A 20,108-nucleotide genomic window follows, 5' to 3' on the forward strand; every position below is an offset into this window, starting at 1 on the left:
AAATGACTAATTTATATTTAAAAAATTTAAACTGTGTGATAAAATACCCTTATAGGGTATAAGGAGGTAATTGATATGAAAAAGAAACTATTAGTAGAAGGTATGAGTTGTGGACACTGTGTAAATCACCTTAAAACTGCATTAACAGAAGATATAGATGGTGTTGAAGTTTTAGATGTAGATTTGGAAAATAAATGTGCATCTGTAGATATGAAAGATGATGTATCAGTTGATAAGTTAAAAGAAGTAATAGCAGAGTTAGGTTTTGAATTAAAAGGAATTGAATAAAAAATAATAAAATAAAAAAAGACCTCTATTGGGGGAGTAATAGAGGTCTAAAAATGGGGGAGATTGAGTATGTTTGATTTTACATTACTATTATCTCCCCTTTTAAATTAATATATACATAAAAAGTAAAAAATTTCGAGAAAGATTCACATTTCGTAAACTTTTTGAATATACTATAAATAGCTAAGGGAGGGAGTATCATGGAGTCTAGAGGATATAAAGAAGATTTAAAAAAAATGATACTTGATATGGCCCACAAAGAACTTGAGAGTTATGTATCACAAAAAGGAGCAAAAAAATACTTTGAAGGTAATTTGGATAAAGTTATTAATAATAATATAAAAAAATTCAATCAAAGTATTGGTCTTAATAGAGTATATTTAAAAATGTTAAAAAAGTGTGCATATCAAGAAAGTGTAACTTCGATATCAAGAACTATCAAAAAAGAAACATTATTTAAATCAAAAAAAGAGCTATTTGCTTTTTCAGAGTACTTAAAGCTTAATGTTAATAAGCGACTTTCATATAATCAGATTTTAAGAAAAATATCAAGGTATATATACTATAATAGAAATTCATATGCTCAAAAATATGTTACTTTCAAAAGAGGAGATGAAGAATATCTTTTAGAACCTGAGAAAATAAAAGATGAACTGATATCAAGCTATAGGTCAAAAACTAGGGAAGATATGAAATCAATAGCAAAACTTTTAGATATAGAAATAGAGGATGATTATAGTGCTGAAGATATTAGAAAAAAAGTAATAAACTATATTATAAAAGAAAAAATTAAAAATTAAATATAAAAATTAAAAAAATAAGTTCTATTATTTTACACAATCAAGATAACTTGAGTACAATTTTTTCATGTGTTTAATAGAACTTATTCTTTTTTTGACATATTCTTTTAAATAATTTAATGCTACTTAAGTATTACGTAGTATTATTCAAATTTTTAACTTAATTTGATTTAAATAAAGTTATAATAATGATATAATATAAAAAAAGTAAAAATTGGAGAGTGATTTCAAAATGAAGTTTAGTTTTTGCCATAACAATTTTAATGTTACTAACTTAGAAAAAAGTTTGAATTTTTATGATAAAGCATTAGGTCTAAAAGAAGTAAAGCGTAAAGAAGCAGAAGATGGAAGTTTTATACTAGTTTATTTAGGAGATGGGATTACTAGCCATACATTAGAGTTAACTTGGCTTAGAGATTGGGATAGACCATATAATTTAGGGGATAATGAGTTCCATTTGGCTTTAGAAGTTGAAGAGTTTGATGAGGCAAAAAAACTTCATAAAGACTTAGATTGTATATGTTTTGAAAATGAAAGTATGGGAATTTATTTCATAGCGGACCCCGATAATTATTGGATTGAAATACTTCCTAAGAATCATTAATTTTAATAATATAATTATAATTTCTTTACAATTAATAATAGAATAAGTTATCATTAAAATATAGTTGTTAAAAATGGATAATAGTGGTACAAATTTATGATTATAAAAATATGTTGGGGGGAGTGATAGTAGTGAAGAAAGCTATAACGGCTTTAGGGATTGGAGCAGTAGCAGTATCTGTTAGTTCCATACATGCAAGTGCTCTTGAAAAGGGAGTTGTGACAGCTAGTGCTTTAAATATAAGAAGCGGGCCAAGTGCTGATTGTGACAAAGTAGCAAAGTTATATAAGGGAAAAACTGTAGAAATTTTAGAAAAATCTAATGGTTGGTATAAAGTAAGAGTGTCAAGTTCTGTTGTTGGCTGGGGAAGTTCAAAATACATATCAACGAGTGGTTCATCTGGAAGTACTTCGAATCAAAATAATTCAACATCAAGTGGAACATCTATTAGTGGGAATGGAAAAGTAAATGTCAGTTCTAGATTAAATATAAGAAGTGGTGCAGGTACAAACTACTCATTAGTTGGTAAAGCAAATAATGGAGATGTAGTAAAGTTATTAGAACAAAGTAATGGATGGTATAAAATAAAGCTATCAAATGGAGTTACTGGATGGGCTAGTAGTCAGTATATCTCAAAAACATCAGAAGATGTTGGAACAAATGATTCTAATTCAAGTAATACTACTAATAATAACAACACTGATAAAAATCAATCTAGTGAAGTATCACTTGAAGGCAAGAAGGGAAAAGTAACATCTACTGTAAGTTTAAATGTAAGAAGTGGTCCTGGGACAAGCTATTCTGTAATCGGAAAATTAAATGGTGGAGATGTTGTTGAGTTAAAAGCTAAAAGTAATGGATGGTATAAAGTAAAATTATCAAATGGGACAACTGGATGGGTAAGTTCTAGTTATATTTCTGAGACTACTGAAGGATTAAAAGAAAACTCTAATTCATCATCTAATAATAATTCCCAATCTAATAGTAATTCAAATTCATCATCTATTGGAAATTCAGATAAATCGACTGTAAATGGTTCAAAAGTAGTAGATTTTGCATATACACTTATTGGAATACCATATCAATGGGGAGCATCTGGTCCAGATAAGTTTGATTGTTCTGGATTTACACAGTATGTTTTTAAACACTCAGTTGGACTTTCTATACCAAGAGTTTCTAGAGAGCAAGCTCAATTTGGAAGTGCAGTTTCTATGGGTAACTATGCACCAGGAGATTTAGTTTACTTTGATACTGACGGAGATGGAGCAACGAACCATGTAGGTATATATGTAGGCAATAGTAAGTTTATACATTGTAGTGGAACTCAAACTAATCCTAATAAGGTTAAAGTAGACAATTTGACTACTTCATATTGGTCTAAAGCATTGCTTGGAGCAAGAAGATTTGCTTAGTAGATATAATTTTTATTAAAAAATTAAAATAAATAAGTTTTCTATTCATAAATTGAGACTCTTAAAAATATACTTTATTAATAATATAATTTTGGGAGGGGACAAACTAATGAATAGAAGAAAGACGATATACAGAGGATTTAATAATAATAGACATAAGATAGATGTGCGTAAGTATATAATAACTATTGCTTGTTTATGTTTGATTGGCTATTATTCTTATACAAAAATAAAAGATAGCAAGATGTTAGAGTATATATCAGCTAAAATACCATTTCTAAATAGTTCATCAGATATAACTTATAAAGATATATCTGATGAACTAAATGCCATAAAAAATGGAAAAAAATCTAAATCACAAACCAATTCAAATAATAATCAAAATAATAATTCAGAAAAAGCAGTAAATAATACCAAGGAACCAGAAGAAGTAAAATTAGCTACTATTGAAGGATGGGATATATATACTATCCAAGTTGCTGCAATAGATAATGATGACGATTTGAAAAAAATACAAACATCATTAGTTAGTAGTGATATACCTTTTTCAGTTATGGAGAAGGATGGAGTAAAAAAAATACAAACATACTCTTCTTTTGATGAAAATGAAGTTAGAAAACATATGAGTTCTATAAGAAAAGTATTTCCAGATGCGTTTTTATCTCATTTAGATGCACCTATGCTATCTTTAGAATATACAAGTAATTATGCTTATATAGATAGTATATCCAAAGAATTAAATAAATTAATAACAAACTTTAAAGAAGAATCAAGTTTTTGGTCGAATGATGAAAATAATGTAGATATGGAAAAATATAATACTATTTTGACAAATAGAAAGGCAATATCACAAAATATATCAAAAGAAGCTGAAAAGATTGATTATTCTGAAATGAGTTTATTTAAAGATAATTTGATTGACTATGTAAAGAACATAAACGAAAAAATTGATACTGCCTCAAAAGCAGCAAATGAAGAAAAATATAGTGTAAGTAAAAGTCTACTTTTATCATCTATGCAAGAGTATTCTTTGTTCATAAATTCCATAAAATAAAATACAGAAAATTTAGACTTTAGAAAGCTATAGGAAAAGGATTGTTTAATAAGACAATCCTTTTCCTCGTTTTAACTTAATAAAGAGGCGTTGATTTATAAAATAAATTATAAAAATAGGGATATTTTTTTAACAATTGTTAAGATTTTTTAATATATATAGTATACTTATAGAAGGCAGAAAAAATGTTTTTTTATAGATAAGGGGGTAAAACAATGAAACTCTTAACTTTTAAGGGAGGGATACATCCTCCATATAGAAAAGAGTACTCTAACACAAAGGCACTTGAAAAAGCTCAAGCTCCAAAGATAGTTTACATTCCTCTTCAACAACATATAGGGGCACCAGCTAAACCTATTGTTGAAGTTGGTGATGAAGTAAAGTTTGGGCAAAAAATAGGTGAACAGCAAGGTTTCGTTTCATGTAACGTTCATTCTTCAGTATCAGGTAAAGTTATTGCTATTGAACAACATGAAGTACCAGGTGGTTCAGCTCAATGTGTAGTTATCGAAAATGACTTTAAGGAAGAATTACATGAAAGTGTTCAACCAAAAGGTCAGTTAGAGGATTTGAGCAAAGAAGATATAGTAGGTATCATAAAAGAGGCAGGAATAGTAGGTATGGGTGGAGCTACATTCCCTAACCATGTAAAAGTATCTCCTCCACCAGACAGTAAAGCAGAAGTAGTTATATTAAATGGGGCAGAATGTGAACCATATTTAACTGCAGACCACAGATTAATGGTGGAAAATCCAGAAGATGTTGTATTTGGTTTAAGAGCATTAATGAAAGTATTAGATGTTAAAAAAGGATTTATAGGAATTGAAACAAATAAACCAGATGCTATAGAAGCCATTCAAAATGTAGCTAAAGATTATAGTGAAATCGAAGTTGTTGGCCTTCAAGTGAAATATCCACAAGGAGCAGAAAAACAACTTATTTATGCGTGTACAGGTAAGGAAGTTCCATCAGGCGGATTGCCAATAGCAGCAGGTGCAGTTGTTGACAACGTTGCCACAGCAGCTCAAATAGCTAAATCTATTAAAACAGGTATGCCTTTGGTAGAAAGAATTACTACAATAACAGGTAGCTGTATCAAAGAACCTAAAAACCTAATAACAAAAGTTGGGACATTAGTCTCAGAAATAATAGACCAATGTGGTGGTTTTAAAGAAGATAAAAAAGTTGGTAAAGTGATAATGGGTGGACCTATGATGGGGATAGCTCAATATACTACTGAAATAGCAACTAATAAAGGTTCTTCAGGGATTTTATGTTTAGATGAAGAAGAATCACGTACACCAGATGTTCAAAATTGTTTAAGATGTGGAAGATGTACAGATGTATGTCCATCATTCTTACAACCACTTTTCATAAGTGCATATTCTTTGAAGGAAGATTATGACACAGCTGAATATCATAGAGCTATGGATTGTATAGAATGTGGGTCTTGTTCATTTATTTGTCCAGCAAGAAGACCATTACTTCAATCTATAAGATCAGCAAAAAGAGAAATAGGAGCAAAGAGAAGAAAGCAAGCTGCTCAGAAATAAAGAAAGTTAAGGGGGAAAAACGATGGAAAATAAGTTGATAGTATCATCTTCTCCTCATGTGAGAAGTAATGAAGATACTTCATATATAATGAAACAAGTTATTATAGCACTCCTTCCAGCAGCAGTAGCAGGAGTATACTTCTTTAGACTTAATGCATTGAGTGCTATGTTTTTTTGTATACTTGGTACAGTAGGTACTGAATTTTTATATCAAAAACTTATGAAGCATAAAAGTACTATAGGAGATTTTTCAGCTGTTGTAACAGGATTATTATTAGCATTTAACGTACCAGCATCACTTCCTTGGTGGATGTGTCTAGTAGGAGGAATATTTGCAATATTAGTAGTTAAAATGGTATTTGGTGGAATTGGATGTAACTTTGTCAATCCAGCACTTGCTGCAAGAGCATTTTTATTAGCATCATTCCCAGTAGCAATGACTGCTTGGACTCAACCAGGTGTTAACTGGATAGGTAAAAATTTAGATGCAGTTACTACTGCAACACCATTAAGCTTTTTGAAAAATGGAGCAGCAGGATTAGCAGACCTTTCTAGCAATGGAATTAGTCTCGCTGATATGATGATTGGTAATATTGGTGGATGTATAGGTGAGACATCAGCAATATTATTATTATTAGGTGGAGTATACCTAATGTATAAAGGCATAATAAATTATGTTATCCCAGTATTTTACATAGCAACTGTATTTATATTAACATTCCTTTTAGGTGGATTTAATATAAATTTTGCAATATATCAACTGTTTGCTGGAGGACTTATGTTAGGTGGTTTCTTCATGCTTACGGATTATACAACTTCGCCTATGACTAAAAAAGGTCAAATCATATACGCTGTATTAGCAGGTCTTATAACAACTGTTATAAGAATGTATGGTGGATATCCAGAAGGTGTATCTTACTCAATACTACTAGTAAACTGTCTTGCACCACTTATAGATAAGTTTGTTAGAAACAGAGTGTTTGGGGAGGTGGCTAAATAATGAATAGTATGGTAAGACTAGGTGGAACTTTACTTGCTATAAGTGCAATAGCCTCATTAGCACTTGGAGCTACAAATCAAGTTACAGCTCCAGTAATAGAACAAAGAAATATACAAGCAAACAATGAACTTAGAAAAGCAGTACTTCCAGAAGCAAAAGAATTTAAAGAAATGAAGGAAAGTACTTATAAAGACCTTGGAGATGGTCTTATAGCTGAAGTATATGAAGGGCTAGATGGTTCTGAGGTAGTAGGATATACTTTAAAAGCTAAACCAAGTGGCTATGGTGGAGAAATTGAAGTTATGGTAGGTATATCAGCTGATGGCCAAGTTACAGGTGTTGATATTGGTAATATGTCAGAGACAGCAGGACTTGGAGCAAAAGCTAAAGATGATGCATTTAAAGGTCAATACAAAGGAAAAACTGCTGAACCTCTTGAAGTAGCAAAAGGAAGCACAACAGCAGAAAATCAAATATTAGCAATATCAGGTGCAACTATTACATCTACAGCAGTTACTACAGGAGTAAATGCTGCAATAGATGTCTTCAATAGTGCTCTTAATAAATAAGGAGGGTTAATTATGAATTTAGCTAAAGTATTTAAAAATGGGCTAATAGATGAGAACCCAACATTTGTGCAAGTTATAGGTATGTGTCCAACACTAGCCGTTACAACTTCAGCAATAAATGGAATCGGTATGGGTCTTTCAACAGCAGCAGTTTTAATATGTGCAAATTTAGTTATATCATTACTAAGAAAAATCACACCAGATAAGATAAGAATACCTATATTTGTAGTCATTATAGCTACATTTGTTACAATAGTAGGAATGGTTTTAAAAGCATATGTTCCTGCTCTTGATAAGGCTCTTGGTATATATATACCATTAATAGTTGTTAACTGTTTAATACTAGCTCGTGCAGAAAGTTTTGCTTTTAAAACTGGTCCACTAGCTTCAATTGTTGATGGTGTAGGTCAAGGTCTTGGATTTACTGTTGCTCTTACAGTAATAGGTGCAGTAAGAGAATTACTTGGAAATGGTAGTTTATTTGGAATGACACTATTTGGAGCATCTTTCCAACCAGTATTAATATTTATATTACCACCAGGTGCATTCTTAACATTAGGATTCTTATTTGCAGGATTTAATAAATTAAGAAGTAAAAAAGCGTAGTGGAGGTGTAATAAATGAATTTAATACTTTTATTTTTAAGTATCGTTCTTGTTAATAACGTTATAACATCTCAGTTCTTGGGTATATGTCCTTTCTTAGGAGTTTCTAAGAAAGTTGATACAGCAGTAGGGATGGGAGTTGCAGTTACATTCGTTCTAACTCTAGCTTCAATTATAACTTATTTTATACAAATTTTATTAGTAAAGACTGGAACTGAATTTTTACAAACAATAGCTTTTATATTGGTTATAGCTTCTATAGTTCAGTTCGTTGAAATGGTAATTCAAAAGATGAGTCCATCTTTATATCAAGCATTAGGAGTTTATCTACCTCTTATAACTACAAACTGTGCAGTTCTTGGTATAGCTCTAGTTAATGTTCAAAAAAGTTATAATTTAGTAGAAACAATAATAAACGGATTTGGAGCAGGAGCTGGATTTACTTTAGCAATAGTAATATTCGCAGGTATAAGAGAAAGACTAGAATTAGCTGATATACCAGAAGCGTTTAAAGGTTTCCCTATAACACTTATATCAGCAAGTTTAATGTCAATAGCTTTCTTAGGATTTACAGGACTTATAAAGCTATAAAAAAGAGGGGTGAAAATAGTGATACTTACAGCTGTATTAGTTTTAGGAGTTATGGGCTTAATCTTCGGGATAGTATTAGATTTTGCATCTAAAAAGTTTGCTGTAGAAGTAGACGAAAGAGTGGAAGCTATACTAGGAGTACTTCCAGGTGCTAACTGTGGTGGTTGTGGATTCCCAGGATGTGGAGGTCTTGCAAGTGCGATAGTTGAAGGAAAAGCACCAGTTAATGGTTGCCCTGTAGGTGGAGCAGATGTTGGTGCAAAAGTTGGAGAAATAATGGGCGTAAGTGCTGAAGCAGGTGAAAAACAAGTAGCAAAAGTTATTTGCAAAGGAACTTGCTCAAGTGCAAAAGATAAATATGAGTATGAAGGAATATCTGATTGTAGAGCAGCAAATGTTTTAAATTCAGGAGCTAAAATGTGTAAGTTTGGATGTTTAGGTCTTGGAACATGTAAGACTGTTTGTAAATTTGATGCTATTTCTATAGTTGATGGAGTAGCAGTAATAGATGAAGAAAAATGTGTTAACTGTGGAAAATGTAAAGAAGCATGCCCTAAGGGTATAATAATTACAAAACCAGAAAGCCAATCAATAGTTGTAGAATGTAATAGCAAAGAATTTGGTAAAGCTGTTAAAGAAAAATGTACTGCTGGATGTATTGGTTGTGGAATGTGTGTAAAAGCTTGTAAATTTGATGCAATAATATTTGAAAACAAAATAGCTAAAATAGACCCTAGTAAGTGTGTAGGTTGTATGCAATGTGTAGAAAAATGCCCTACAAAAGTAATATCAGGTGATATAGCTAAAAGAAAGAAAGTTACTATTGACCAAGAACTTTGTGTGGGATGTACAGTGTGCAAAAAACAATGTAAGTTTGATGCAATAGAAGGTGAATTAAAAGAAAAACATAAGGTAGATGCAGACAAATGTGTAGGATGCCATTTATGTATGGAAAAATGTCCAAAGAAAGCTATTAAAATTTTGTAATATGGACAAAATAAAGATATGGAATAATTTCCATATCTCTAATGAGTACATAAAACAGAGGTATGGAATAATTTCCATACCTCTATTTTATGTATATTTATTTTATTGGTAATAAATATAACAATAGTGTAACAAAAAAGGTTCGACATTTCTGTTGAATTTTTTACAATATAGTGATAGACTAAATAGGTACAAATTACGTACAAATGAGGTGAATAAATGAATATAATCTTGGCATCAGCCTCTCCAAGAAGGAAAGAAATTCTAGAGAATACAAATGTAAGATTTGATATAATTAAAAGTGAAATTGATGAGATTATATTGGAAGGTGAAGCACCAAAACATTTAGTTATGAGATTAGCTTTTGAAAAAAGTATGTTTGTAGCATCTAAACATAAGAAAGATGTTGTTATTGGAGCTGATACTGTTGTTGTTTTAGATAATGCTATTTTAGGAAAGCCTAAAGATGAGTCTTGTGCAAGAGACATGCTAAGTAGACTATCTGGAAGAGAGCATCAAGTCATAACAGGTATTAGCTTAATAAACTTGTGCAAAGATAAAAAAATAATTGACTATGTAATCAGCAATGTAAAATTTAAAACGTTATCAGAAAAAGATATTGAGGATTATCTGAAAACTAAAGAGTCATTTGACAAAGCAGGAGCTTATGGAATACAAGGATATGGAGCTTTGCTAGTTGAAGAGATTAGAGGCGATTATTTTAATATAGTTGGACTTCCAATTTCAAAGTTAGGTGACTTGTTAAAGGAACATTTTAATATAAATCTTTTTTATGGAGTGTGATTTATCTGAAAAAGTCATTTAATTCAACCATTAAGGTAAAAGAAATGGCACTAGAGGAAAGACCCAGAGAAAAGATGCTTGCTGAAGGAGTAGAAAGCTTATCAAATGCTGAATTGTTGGCTATACTTTTAAGAACTGGTAACAAACATAAAAATGCAATCGAGTTAGCCAACTATATAATAAATAAAGATATTCAGGGTATTAGACATTTAGAGGAAATGACAATAGAGGAGCTGTGTAATATAGATGGAATTGGATTGTCAAAATCAGCCCAAATTAAAGCAGCTTTAGAACTAGGCTTTAGAGTAGCTAGTTTTAAACCTATGAAGTATAAAATAAAAAATCCTTGGGATATACATAAATATTATATGAATAGTCTGAGGTATTTGAAAAAAGAGGTTTTTAAGGCAGTTCTTTTAAATACAAAAAATGAGATAATATCTGATGTAGATATATCTGTAGGGACTTTAAACTCATCATTAGTCCATCCTAGAGAAGTTTTTAAAGAAGCTATAAAGAGAAGTGCAAGTAAAATAATAGTGATGCATAATCACCCCTCAGGAAGTGTAGAACCATCAAAGGAAGATAAAAATATTACATCAAGACTTATTAAATGTGGAGAAATAATTGGGATTGAAATAATTGACCATATAATAATTGGAGATGGATTATACTTTAGCTTTAAAGAAAATATGATAATTTGACTTTATATGTGATAAAATAGTAGGAGAATGTTTTAAACATGATTCTTAATTAGTAGGAAGGAGTAAAATCATGGCTAAGGAAAAAAAGAAAGAAAAAAGAGGTTTTTTTAGTTTTAACAAGATGACAAAGGATATGGGAATAGATTTAGGGACTGCAAATACATTAGTTTACATAAAAGGACAAGGTATTGTTGTTAGAGAACCCTCAGTTGTTGCAATAAGAGATGACAGTAAAGAAGTTTTAGCAGTAGGTGAAGAAGCTAAAAAAATGATAGGTAGAACACCAGGAAATATAGTAGCTATAAGACCAATGAAAGATGGAGTAATAGCTGACTTTGATATAACTCAATCAATGATTAGTTACTTTATACAAAAAGCAGCTGATAAAAAAGGTGTTGTAAGTCCAAGAATAGCTATATGTGTTCCTTTTGGAGTTACAGAAGTTGAAAAGAGAGCTATAGAAGAGGCTGCAAGACAAGCTGGTGCTAAAGATGCATTTCTTATAGAGGAACCAATGGCAGCGGCTATAGGAGCTGGATTAAAGGTTGAAGAGCCAGAAGGTAATATGGTAGTTGATATCGGTGGAGGTACTTCAGAAATAGCTGTAATATCTCTAGGAGGAATTGTTACTGCTAAATCTATAAGAATTGGTGGAGACGAATTTGACGAGTCTATAGTTGCCTATGTAAAAAAAGAATATAATCTTATGATAGGTGAAAGAACTGCTGAAAATGTTAAAATTAGCATAGGTTCTACATTTAAAGATGATGAAGAAATAAATATGCAAATAAGAGGTAGAGATTTAATATCAGGGTTACCTAAAACAATAGAAATATGTTCTACAGAAGTTAGAGAAGCATTAAAAGAGCCTGTGAGTTCAATAGTAGATGCTATAAAATCTACATTAGAAAAGACTCCACCAGAATTAGCATCAGACATAATGGAAAACGGAATAATGCTAACAGGAGGAGGAGCTTTACTTAGAGGTCTTGATAAACTTATTACACAAGAAACAGGAATGTCTGTTCAAATAGCAGAAGCTCCTCTTGATTGTGTTGCACTTGGAACAGGAAAATCTGTTGAAGACCAAGAAATTTTTGAAAAAGTATTAATGATGAATGCTAAAAATTAGAAGTTGGTGATGGCCTTGAGATTTGACAAGAATAAAAATGAGAAAAAAAGGATTAATGTTAAAGTGATAGCAACGGGCGTAGTTGCTATCACTTTAATTGGAATTGTGGGTATATCAATTGGTAAGTTTTCAAGTGGAAGCCCAGTAAACTTAGGTGTAGCATCAGATGCTATTACAAGTGTAGGAAAAGGAATAAATGATGGATTTTCATTTATAAAAAATGGTTTTAAAGATATCTTAAATTATAGAGATAACTCTGAAAAGGTAAAAAAATTAGAATCAGAAAATGAAAAGCTTAAAAAAGATGTTATAGCTTTAAATACCAAATTAGACAAGACAGAATCATTAGAAGAATTAAAGAAGACACTTAGCTTTGTAGAAGAAAAATATAAAGCAACAAGTATTTCTACAAGTGTTGTAGGTAAAAATGATGGAAACTGGTATGAGAGTTTTATAATAGGTGCGGGAAAAAATTCAGGTGTAAAAAAAGAAAGTATAGTTATGAATGGCAGTGGTCTAGTTGGTATAGTTTATGAAGTTTCCAACGATTATAGTAAGGCAATTTCACTATTAGATTCTAAATCATCTGTAAGTTTTAAATTAGCAAAAAATGCTAGTGCTAAAGGAGCAATTACTCAAAATACTACTTTAGACAATAAGGATAGTTATAATAGTAAAGGTTATTTACAAGGTTATATGTTTGACTCATCATATAATGTAATTCAAGGAGATATAATAACAACATCTGGTCTTGGATTTTTCCCAGAAGGCATACCAATTGGTGAGGTTGAAAAGGTAATTGATGATAAAGATAAATCACTAAAATATGTAGTTGTAAAACCTTATGTTGATTTTAAGAATATAGATGACGTTGTAGTCATAGAACCAAGAAATATAGGATAAAGGGGATAAAAAACAATGAAAAAAGTTTTACTTTGTCTATTGGGTATTGTGGTTATGACTATAGAAAATAGTATAACAAATTATATAAATATTTTTGGAATAAGCTTTAACTTAGTTCTTATATATGTAACTATAATTTCTCTTTATTTGGATGAATTAGAAGGTGGGATTATAGCAGCCATAATAGGGCTTATTAAGGACATAACCATTGGTGGAATTCTTGGTGTAAATGCATTAGTTTTGTTTGTTATTGCATATGCGATTGGACACATGAGGGATCAACTATATAAAGGTAGCTATATTATTACTTTCGTTTTGGTTTTAATAGGAAGTTTAATTGATTCAATTGTCAATATAGGTACATCTAGTATAATCTATCAAAGCTATAGCATATCAACACTTTTAGTAAAGGGTCTACTAGTAGCACCAATAGTAAATAGTTTAATTGGTTTAATAATATATCGCTTGTCTAAAAGAGCAGTTTTAAAACTTAAAGAAGATTAGTTGGTGATTTCATGGAAGAAAATAAACAAGTTGATAGATTTAAAATAATGAAAATAGTCATAAGCGTGATATTTTTAGCTATTTTAGTAAAAATAGTCTACATGACTACATTTAAATATGAATACTACAATGAGTTAGCTGAAAATAAAACATATAAAAAATTGGCAATAGAGGCTCCAAGAGGAGAAATAAAAGATAGATATGGAAGATTGCTAGCAGGAAATAAAAATTTATTTACTGTTCAAGTTTCAGGTAACGATATTAATAAAAAAGATGCTAATAAGCGTTCAAGAGCAAATGAAATATCATTGAAGCTTATAAATTTACTTGAGAAAAATGGTGAAGAATATGTAGATGAATTTCCTATATATGTAGAAAATGGAAAGTACTATTATACATATGACAGAGAGATTAGAGAATATAAATCAGAAAATGGAATACCAAGTGATTATAATGCTAAAGAGAGTTTTTATTACTTGGTAGATAAACTTATATCAGCAGGAATCTTGTCTCAAGAAGATAAAAGGTTAGATGCAACAAAATTACAAGCAAAACTAAATGAAAATGGATACTATCCTCCTATTTTAGTTAGTAAATGGATGTTTACAGCAGAGAGAGATAAGAGAGATTGGTTGGCCAGTTATAAAATAAAAGAGACTAATTTGAGTGCTGAAAAAGCGTTTGAAAAAGTAAGAAATAGCGATGCATTTAAGATTGATAAAAGTTTAAGTAATGAAGATGCAAGAAAAATAATGGTTGTAAGAGATTTAATAAAATCAAAAGGATATTCTCAATATAATCCAGTAACAATTGCAAAAGATGTAGGAGAAACTACCATTGCACAGATTGAGGAAAGTGCTATGGACCTTGTTGGTGTTTCAGTAGCAGTTGAACCAGTGAGATATTATCCTAATGGAACTTTAGCTTCACATATGTTAGGATATGTAGGAAAAATGCCATCAACTCAAATAGAATCATATCTACAAAAAGGATATAAAACAGGAGATATGGTAGGTCTTGCAGGAGTAGAAAAAAGTAATGAAAGCAAGCTAAGAGGAACTGATGGTTATAAAATGGTTAAAGTTGATGCATTGGGTAGAATCAGTAAAGAAATTGAATCAAAAAAACCTAAATCAGGAGATACTGTATACCTTACATTAGATAAAGATTTACAAGAAGTTTCAGATAATGCATTAAAACAGATAATAGAAGTTGCTTCAAAAGGAGGTACTTTTAAAAGTAAGTTTGGGGATAAGCCAATTAGTGCATATGCAGGAAAGGCACAATCAGCAGCTCTTATAGCTATTGATGTTAAAAATGGAGAGGTTTTAGCTTCATCAAGTTATCCTGACTATGACCCAAATAAATTTGCAAAGGGTATTTCTACAGAAGACTATAAAGCACTACAACCAAAGAATCCAAATGACTTACTAGCAGGAAGTCCACTATTAAACTTAGTTACACAAGGGGAATTCCAGCCAGGTTCTTCATTTAAGATGGTAACCTCAATGGCAGCTTTAGAAAATGGTCTAAATCCAAATTTCACTATAAATGACCCTGGAGTTATTATGCTAGGGAAAAAATCATTTGGGGATTATGTGTGGAACCATGGTAGAGGAAATCATGGTATGACAAATTTATATAAAGCTATACAAGAGTCTTGTAACATATATATGGCAACTATTGGTACAGGTAAGACATGGCCAGATGGAAAAAGTATTGGTATAGATATGAATGCAAATAAGATACTTGAGTATGCAAAACTATTTGGATTAGATGAAAATACTGGGCTTGAAGACGAAGTAGAAGAAAGAGCAGGTAAGGTGCCTAGTACAGAGGATAAATTAAAATCAACACAAGCATTGTTAAAATCAGCTTTAGATAGAGAAATGGCCAATGACTTTGTTGATATAACTAGAGATAAAAATCCTAAAGAATACGAAAAAAGAATCGATGAAATTGTAAGTTGGGCAGCTGAAAAGAAAACTCCTGGTAGAGTAGAAACGATGAATAGATTGAAAAAATTGGATGTTAAAGAAAATAGAGTGGAAGATGTAGCGGATATGGCGGTATTTAGTTACTTTAACTTTGCAAAATGGAGTACTGCTGATACATTCAACTTAGCTATAGGGCAAGGTGAAAATGCCTATACACCAGCTCAAATATCAAGATACGTAGCTGCTATAGCAAATGGAGGTAATTTAGTAGAATTATCTGTAGTTGATAGAGCTGTTTCAAGTGATTATTCATCAGTAAAAATTAATGACCAAAAGAAAGTGGAAAAAATACCTTTCAAAAATCCAGACAATCTAAAGGAACTAACAAAAGGTATGAAATTGGTTGCTAGACAAGGTACAGCAAAAAGTGCTTTTGCTGATTTCCCAATAGATGTAGCAGCAAAGACTGGTACAGCTGAGAAAAGTGGTAAAATACCTACAGATAATGAATATGAATATTTAAAGAGTCATATGTCATCTTATAATGTTAATCTAAATGATGCAATTAAAATGGCTGATAAGATGAAGGCAGAAAAAGAAAAAGAACTTTCATTAGCTAAAGAAAAAGAAATAAAGAAAAAACTAGAAAATAAAGATTTAAAAGACGAAGAAAGAAAGAAATTAGAAGAAGAATTAGAAGATGGAGTAAAAGTTAAATTAGAGGATACTGATAAAGTGAATTCTTCATATTTAAGAAAAGCTATAAAAGAATTAAATCCAAAAATAACAGATGACCAAATAGATAAGTTTAAAGCAGATTATGGTTCTTTTACATGGACTGTTGCATTTGCACCAGCAGATGACCCAGAAATAGCTGTTGTATGTGTAATTCCTCAAGGTGATTCAAGTGTATTCTCACTTTTACCAACTAGAGAAGTTATTGGAACATATATGGGATTAGAGCCAACTAATGGCAAAAAAGACAACAAGACGGATGATGTTAATAATTCTTCTGACGAAAATATAAATTTCGAGTCACAAATCAATAGATAAGTTAAATCCATTTATAAACTTTAGCTTTATGTAGAAAAAATAAAAGGGTTTAAAGCGCATTTGAAGAATATAAATGATATATCACTCTGGAGGTTGTTATGTCTTTAAGAGAAATTTGTAGTCAAGAACTAGTAGAGTTCAAGGGTAATAAAAGAGGGATAATAGTAAATATAAAAAGAGAAGCTCCATTTGAAGAAATACAAGAAAATATAATAAACAAATTGGAAGCGTATGTTGGTTTTTTTAATGGTGCTAAAATTAGTAAAATTAACAGTGATTATTTAACTGACATGGAGATTCTAGAATTAAAAGAAGGAATTACTTCTAGATTTGATGTGGAATTTGTTGAAGATCAAAAAATTGAAGAAAATAATAATTTTCAAACAAAATATGTCAATACCCTAAGATCTGGCGAAAATATTGAATTTGAAGGTGATGTAGTCATATTAAATGATATGAGACCTGGTTCAAAGGTCATTTCAAAATCAAATACAGTTGTTATGGGAGATATAAATGCTGGCGCTAAGGTTGTAGCAGGAGGAAATGTTTTTGTAATGGGGAAAATAGAAGGTTTTGTGCATGCAGGTTCAGAGGGCAATGAGTTTGCCTATGTTGTTGCTGGAAATCTTAATCCAAAAATATTGCAAATAGCAGATAATATTGCAGAAGCTCCAGATGATGAAGAAAATTATGAAATTGAATCAGAAATTAGCCCAGAAATAGCCTTTGTGAGTAATGGAAGAATTGTAATCGAAAGCTATTTGTCAAAGTTGGACAAATAGAAAGAAAAATAGGGGGTAGTATTATGAGCGAAGTTATAGTTATAACATCCGGTAAAGGTGGAGTTGGAAAAACTACTACCGCAGCAAACTTAGGAACTGCGCTAAGCCTAGAAAATAAAAAAACTGTAGTTGTAGATGCAGATATTGGACTTAGAAATTTAGATGTAGTAATGGGTCTTGAAAATCGAATAGTTTATGACATAGTAGACGTTGTTGAAGGAACTTGTAGGCTTAAGCAAGCTCTAATAAAAGACAAAAGATTTGATAATCTATATTTATTACCAGCAGCACAAACTAGGGATAAAAACGCTGTATCAGTTGAGCAAATGGTTGACCTATGTGAAAAATTAAAAGAATCTTTCGAGTATGTAATAATAGACTGCCCAGCAGGTATTGAACAAGGATTTAAAAATGCAATAGCAGGTGCAGATAGAGCTATTGTAGTTACAAATCCAGAGATATCAGCAGTAAGAGATGCAGATAGAATAATAGGTCTATTAGAAGCAAATGAAATAAAAGAAATAAGATTAGTTATAAATAGAATTAGAAATGATATGGTTAAGCGTGGAGACATGATGGACAAACAAGATATAATAGAGATACTAGCAATAGATTTATTAGGTCTTGTTCCTGATGATGAAAGTATAATTATATCAACAAATAAAGGTGAACCAGCAATACTTGATTCAAAATCTCTTGCTGGTCAAGCATACAAAAATATCGCAAAAAGGATACTAAATGAAGAAGTTCCTCTACTTGAACTTGAAGTTGAAGATGGATTCTTTGGTAGACTAAAAAAAATGTTTAGCATGGCTAAGTAGCAAAGGAGGATACATCTGTGTTAGATTTATTTAGAGTTTTTTCTAACGAAGCTAAAACTAGTAAATCTGTTGCTAAAGAGAGGTTAAAACTAGTTTTAGTTCATGATAGAGTAGATTGTTCACCACAACTTTTAGAGATGATAAAAACAGATATTTTAAAAGTAATAGCCAACTATGCAGAAATAGAAGAAGATGGCCTTGAAATCAAAATGTCTAAATGCAGAGGTGAACATGATGACAAACCTGTATCTGCATTAGTTGCTAATATACCATTAAAGAATATTAAAGATAGATGTATGTAATTAGTGCTTAAAAGGGGGATATCCTTATTGGTATATGCCCCTTTTATTTAATTATATGTTTAAAGATAGAAAGACGGTGATTCTTTGAAAAAAATCAATATTAATTATAAGTCGACAATTAAGTTGATAAAACAGTTAGACTGGAAACTTATAGTTACAGTATTAGCTATCTTTATTTTTGGGCTTGTTATACTTAGTAGTGCAACACATGCTAATTCTACAGGTTCATATAATCAATTAGTTAAGCAAGGACTAGCTTTTGTGCTTGGAATAGGAATGATTATAGTAATACTATTTTTTGATTATAATCTTCTAGGAAGGTACTATAAGGCTCTTTATATAATAAGCCTTGTTTTATTAGCTGTAGTTTTATTACCTGGAATTGGTACTGAAAAAGGCGGTGCGAGGTCTTGGATTAACTTAGGTCCACTTGATTTGCAGACTTCTGAAATAGTAAAATTAACATTTATACTTAGTTATGCAAAGATACTTGAGACAAAGAAGGATAAATTAAATACATTAAAAGAGGTTATACCTGTTGTAGTTTATTCTCTCCCATTCATTGGATTACTACTTGCTCAACCAGACTTAGGAACAGGAATTGTATTTTGTTGTATGGTATTTGCAATGCTGTTTACAGCAGGTCTTAGTTCTAAGCTAATAAAAAGAGGAATAATAATACTCTTGGTATCAATGCCATTGATGTATTTAATGATGGCAGACCATCAAAAAGTAAGAATAGAAGCCTTCCTAAATCCAGAAGATGTAACCTTAAAAGGAAACTATCAGGTTATGCAATCTTTGATAGCAATAGGCTCTGGTGGTATGACTGGAAAAGGTCTGTATAATGGAAGTCAAAACCAAGAAGATTTCTTACCAGTACAAGATAGTGACTTTATATTTGCTGTTGTGGGTGAAGAACTTGGTGTAATAGGAATGACAGTGCTTATAATCTTATTTGCAATATTTTTATTACGGATTTTAGCAATTGCAAGAGATGCTAAGGATTTTTATGGGACCCTCATTGTAGTTGGTGTTATGGGTATGTTTGCTTACCAGATAATTCAAAATATTGCTATGACTGTTGCGTTAATTCCAGTAACAGGAGTAACATTACCTTTTGTAAGTTATGGAGGAAGTTCACTATTAACATCTTTAGCCAATCTAGGATTAGTACTAAATGTGTGTATGAGAAGAAAGAAAATAAATTTCTAAGTGTAAGAGTTCTAAACATAAATTGAGGAGATTGAGTATAATGAATATAGCATTAGTAGCACATGACCAAATGAAAAATACCATAGTAGGATTTTGTATAGGTTATGAATCAATTTTAAAAAAATATGGACTATATGCAACTGGAACTACAGGAAAAAGAATAATGGATGAAACTGAATTAAAGATTACTAGATTGGCATCTGGACCTTTAGGTGGAGACCAGCAAATAGGTTCTTTAATCGTAACACAAGAAATAGATTTAGTTATCTTTTTAAGAGACCCACTTACATCTCAACCTCATGAGACAGATATACAAGCTTTGATAAGACTTTGTGATGTGTACCATGTTCCAATAGCTACAAATCTAGCTTCTGCAGAAATATTTATAAAAGCTCTTGATAGGGGAGAACTATCATGGAGAGAAGTTAGGAAGAGCAAAAGTCAACGTGTTTAATAAAAGTAAATAATATATAAAATTAAGAGGTAGC

At 31.0% G+C, this 20,108-nt stretch carries 22 protein-coding genes; all 22 read left to right on the forward strand.

Going from position 1 to position 20,108, the window contains the following annotated elements; genetic code table 11:
* Window positions 1–75 precede the first annotated feature (75 nt).
* The 22 genes from IC218_RS00375 to IC218_RS00480 all read left to right on the forward strand — a co-directional run bounded on the left by IC218_RS00375 (window position 76) and on the right by IC218_RS00480 (window position 20,074).
* Window positions 76–288, forward strand: coding sequence for a heavy-metal-associated domain-containing protein (locus tag IC218_RS00375; RefSeq protein ID WP_227434065.1), 213 nt, complete (start codon window positions 76–78; stop codon window positions 286–288).
* 200 nt (window positions 289–488) lie between these two features.
* A complete protein-coding gene (locus IC218_RS00380) occupies window positions 489–1,088 on the forward strand; it encodes a hypothetical protein (protein ID WP_227434066.1) in 600 nt (199 codons plus the stop codon).
* Between the two features lie 232 nt (window positions 1,089–1,320).
* Window positions 1,321–1,692: a VOC family protein gene (locus tag IC218_RS00385; protein WP_227434067.1), complete on the forward strand. Its 372-nt coding sequence runs from the start codon at window positions 1,321–1,323 to the stop codon at window positions 1,690–1,692.
* A gap of 131 nt (window positions 1,693–1,823) precedes the next feature.
* Window positions 1,824–3,104 carry a C40 family peptidase gene (locus tag IC218_RS00390; RefSeq protein WP_227482182.1) on the forward strand — a complete coding sequence of 427 codons (1,281 nt, stop codon included), beginning with the start codon at window positions 1,824–1,826 and terminating at the stop codon, window positions 3,102–3,104.
* Between the two features lie 109 nt (window positions 3,105–3,213).
* The gene (locus IC218_RS00395; RefSeq protein WP_227434069.1) at window positions 3,214–4,158 is read left to right on the forward strand and encodes a hypothetical protein; all 945 of its coding nucleotides are present in this window, start codon (window positions 3,214–3,216) and stop codon (window positions 4,156–4,158) included.
* A gap of 215 nt (window positions 4,159–4,373) precedes the next feature.
* Entirely contained in the window at window positions 4,374–5,711 is a 1,338-nt protein-coding gene (gene rsxC / locus IC218_RS00400; RefSeq protein WP_227434070.1) for an electron transport complex subunit RsxC, read from the forward strand.
* Between the two features lie 22 nt (window positions 5,712–5,733).
* Window positions 5,734–6,711, forward strand: coding sequence for an RnfABCDGE type electron transport complex subunit D (locus IC218_RS00405; protein WP_227434071.1), 978 nt, complete (start codon window positions 5,734–5,736; stop codon window positions 6,709–6,711).
* Window positions 6,711–7,280: an RnfABCDGE type electron transport complex subunit G gene (locus IC218_RS00410; RefSeq protein ID WP_227434072.1), complete on the forward strand. Its 570-nt coding sequence runs from the start codon at window positions 6,711–6,713 to the stop codon at window positions 7,278–7,280. Before IC218_RS00405 ends, IC218_RS00410 begins: the two co-directional genes overlap by 1 nt.
* A gap of 12 nt (window positions 7,281–7,292) precedes the next feature.
* Window positions 7,293–7,886: an electron transport complex subunit RsxE gene (rsxE, locus tag IC218_RS00415; protein ID WP_227434073.1), complete on the forward strand. Its 594-nt coding sequence runs from the start codon at window positions 7,293–7,295 to the stop codon at window positions 7,884–7,886.
* Window positions 7,887–7,900: 14 nt separating this feature from the next.
* On the forward strand, window positions 7,901–8,476 hold the full coding sequence (gene rsxA / locus IC218_RS00420; protein WP_054269663.1) for an electron transport complex subunit RsxA: 576 nt from the start codon (window positions 7,901–7,903) through the stop codon (window positions 8,474–8,476).
* 15 nt (window positions 8,477–8,491) lie between these two features.
* Complete coding sequence (locus IC218_RS00425; RefSeq protein WP_227434326.1) at window positions 8,492–9,463, forward strand: RnfABCDGE type electron transport complex subunit B; 972 nt, start codon at window positions 8,492–8,494, stop codon at window positions 9,461–9,463.
* Window positions 9,464–9,682: 219 nt separating this feature from the next.
* Complete coding sequence (locus tag IC218_RS00430; protein ID WP_227434074.1) at window positions 9,683–10,267, forward strand: Maf family protein; 585 nt, start codon at window positions 9,683–9,685, stop codon at window positions 10,265–10,267.
* A 44-nt stretch (window positions 10,268–10,311) separates the two neighbouring features.
* Entirely contained in the window at window positions 10,312–10,971 is a 660-nt protein-coding gene (gene radC, locus IC218_RS00435; RefSeq protein WP_227434327.1) for a RadC family protein, read from the forward strand.
* 70 nt (window positions 10,972–11,041) lie between these two features.
* Window positions 11,042–12,103 (forward strand): rod shape-determining protein, encoded by a 1,062-nt coding sequence (locus IC218_RS00440; RefSeq protein WP_269469188.1) that lies wholly within the window; start codon window positions 11,042–11,044, stop codon window positions 12,101–12,103.
* A gap of 9 nt (window positions 12,104–12,112) precedes the next feature.
* Window positions 12,113–13,006, forward strand: coding sequence for a rod shape-determining protein MreC (mreC, locus tag IC218_RS00445; RefSeq protein ID WP_227434075.1), 894 nt, complete (start codon window positions 12,113–12,115; stop codon window positions 13,004–13,006).
* Between the two features lie 15 nt (window positions 13,007–13,021).
* Complete coding sequence (gene mreD / locus IC218_RS00450; protein WP_227434076.1) at window positions 13,022–13,510, forward strand: rod shape-determining protein MreD; 489 nt, start codon at window positions 13,022–13,024, stop codon at window positions 13,508–13,510.
* 11 nt (window positions 13,511–13,521) lie between these two features.
* Window positions 13,522–16,500 carry a penicillin-binding transpeptidase domain-containing protein gene (locus tag IC218_RS00455; protein WP_227434077.1) on the forward strand — a complete coding sequence of 993 codons (2,979 nt, stop codon included), beginning with the start codon at window positions 13,522–13,524 and terminating at the stop codon, window positions 16,498–16,500.
* A 98-nt stretch (window positions 16,501–16,598) separates the two neighbouring features.
* Window positions 16,599–17,282 carry a septum site-determining protein MinC gene (minC, locus tag IC218_RS00460; protein ID WP_227434078.1) on the forward strand — a complete coding sequence of 228 codons (684 nt, stop codon included), beginning with the start codon at window positions 16,599–16,601 and terminating at the stop codon, window positions 17,280–17,282.
* 23 nt (window positions 17,283–17,305) lie between these two features.
* Complete coding sequence (gene minD, locus IC218_RS00465; protein WP_227434079.1) at window positions 17,306–18,103, forward strand: septum site-determining protein MinD; 798 nt, start codon at window positions 17,306–17,308, stop codon at window positions 18,101–18,103.
* Window positions 18,104–18,120: 17 nt separating this feature from the next.
* Entirely contained in the window at window positions 18,121–18,405 is a 285-nt protein-coding gene (gene minE, locus IC218_RS00470; protein WP_054273171.1) for a cell division topological specificity factor MinE, read from the forward strand.
* An 84-nt stretch (window positions 18,406–18,489) separates the two neighbouring features.
* Window positions 18,490–19,620, forward strand: coding sequence for a rod shape-determining protein RodA (rodA, locus tag IC218_RS00475; RefSeq protein ID WP_227434080.1), 1,131 nt, complete (start codon window positions 18,490–18,492; stop codon window positions 19,618–19,620).
* Window positions 19,621–19,660: 40 nt separating this feature from the next.
* Window positions 19,661–20,074, forward strand: a complete 414-nt coding sequence (locus IC218_RS00480) for a methylglyoxal synthase (RefSeq protein ID WP_227434081.1) — start codon at window positions 19,661–19,663, stop codon at window positions 20,072–20,074.
* Window positions 20,075–20,108: the final 34 nt, after the last annotated feature.

Origin of the sequence: Clostridioides sp. ES-S-0005-03, from assembly GCF_020658455.1 — a bacterium.
Lineage (GTDB): Bacteria > Bacillota > Clostridia > Peptostreptococcales > Peptostreptococcaceae > Clostridioides.

Bases quoted from the DNA above. Each gene is read 5' to 3' on its own strand.
- IC218_RS00375 (WP_227434065.1), top strand. From the start codon at position 76: ATGAAAAAGAAACTATTAGTAGAAGGTATGAGTTGTGGACACTGTGTA.
- IC218_RS00380 (WP_227434066.1), top strand. From the start codon at position 489: ATGGAGTCTAGAGGATATAAAGAAGATTTAAAAAAAATGATACTTGAT.
- IC218_RS00385 (WP_227434067.1), top strand. From the start codon at position 1,321: ATGAAGTTTAGTTTTTGCCATAACAATTTTAATGTTACTAACTTAGAA.
- IC218_RS00395 (WP_227434069.1), top strand. From the start codon at position 3,214: ATGAATAGAAGAAAGACGATATACAGAGGATTTAATAATAATAGACAT.
- rsxC (WP_227434070.1), top strand. From the start codon at position 4,374: ATGAAACTCTTAACTTTTAAGGGAGGGATACATCCTCCATATAGAAAA.
- IC218_RS00405 (WP_227434071.1), top strand. From the start codon at position 5,734: ATGGAAAATAAGTTGATAGTATCATCTTCTCCTCATGTGAGAAGTAAT.
- IC218_RS00410 (WP_227434072.1), top strand. From the start codon at position 6,711: ATGAATAGTATGGTAAGACTAGGTGGAACTTTACTTGCTATAAGTGCA.
- rsxE (WP_227434073.1), top strand. From the start codon at position 7,293: ATGAATTTAGCTAAAGTATTTAAAAATGGGCTAATAGATGAGAACCCA.
- rsxA (WP_054269663.1), top strand. From the start codon at position 7,901: ATGAATTTAATACTTTTATTTTTAAGTATCGTTCTTGTTAATAACGTT.
- IC218_RS00430 (WP_227434074.1), top strand. From the start codon at position 9,683: ATGAATATAATCTTGGCATCAGCCTCTCCAAGAAGGAAAGAAATTCTA.
- radC (WP_227434327.1), top strand. From the start codon at position 10,312: ATGGCACTAGAGGAAAGACCCAGAGAAAAGATGCTTGCTGAAGGAGTA.
- IC218_RS00440 (WP_269469188.1), top strand. From the start codon at position 11,042: ATGGCTAAGGAAAAAAAGAAAGAAAAAAGAGGTTTTTTTAGTTTTAAC.
- mreC (WP_227434075.1), top strand. From the start codon at position 12,113: ATGGCCTTGAGATTTGACAAGAATAAAAATGAGAAAAAAAGGATTAAT.
- mreD (WP_227434076.1), top strand. From the start codon at position 13,022: ATGAAAAAAGTTTTACTTTGTCTATTGGGTATTGTGGTTATGACTATA.
- IC218_RS00455 (WP_227434077.1), top strand. From the start codon at position 13,522: ATGGAAGAAAATAAACAAGTTGATAGATTTAAAATAATGAAAATAGTC.
- minC (WP_227434078.1), top strand. From the start codon at position 16,599: ATGTCTTTAAGAGAAATTTGTAGTCAAGAACTAGTAGAGTTCAAGGGT.
- minD (WP_227434079.1), top strand. From the start codon at position 17,306: ATGAGCGAAGTTATAGTTATAACATCCGGTAAAGGTGGAGTTGGAAAA.
- IC218_RS00480 (WP_227434081.1), top strand. From the start codon at position 19,661: ATGAATATAGCATTAGTAGCACATGACCAAATGAAAAATACCATAGTA.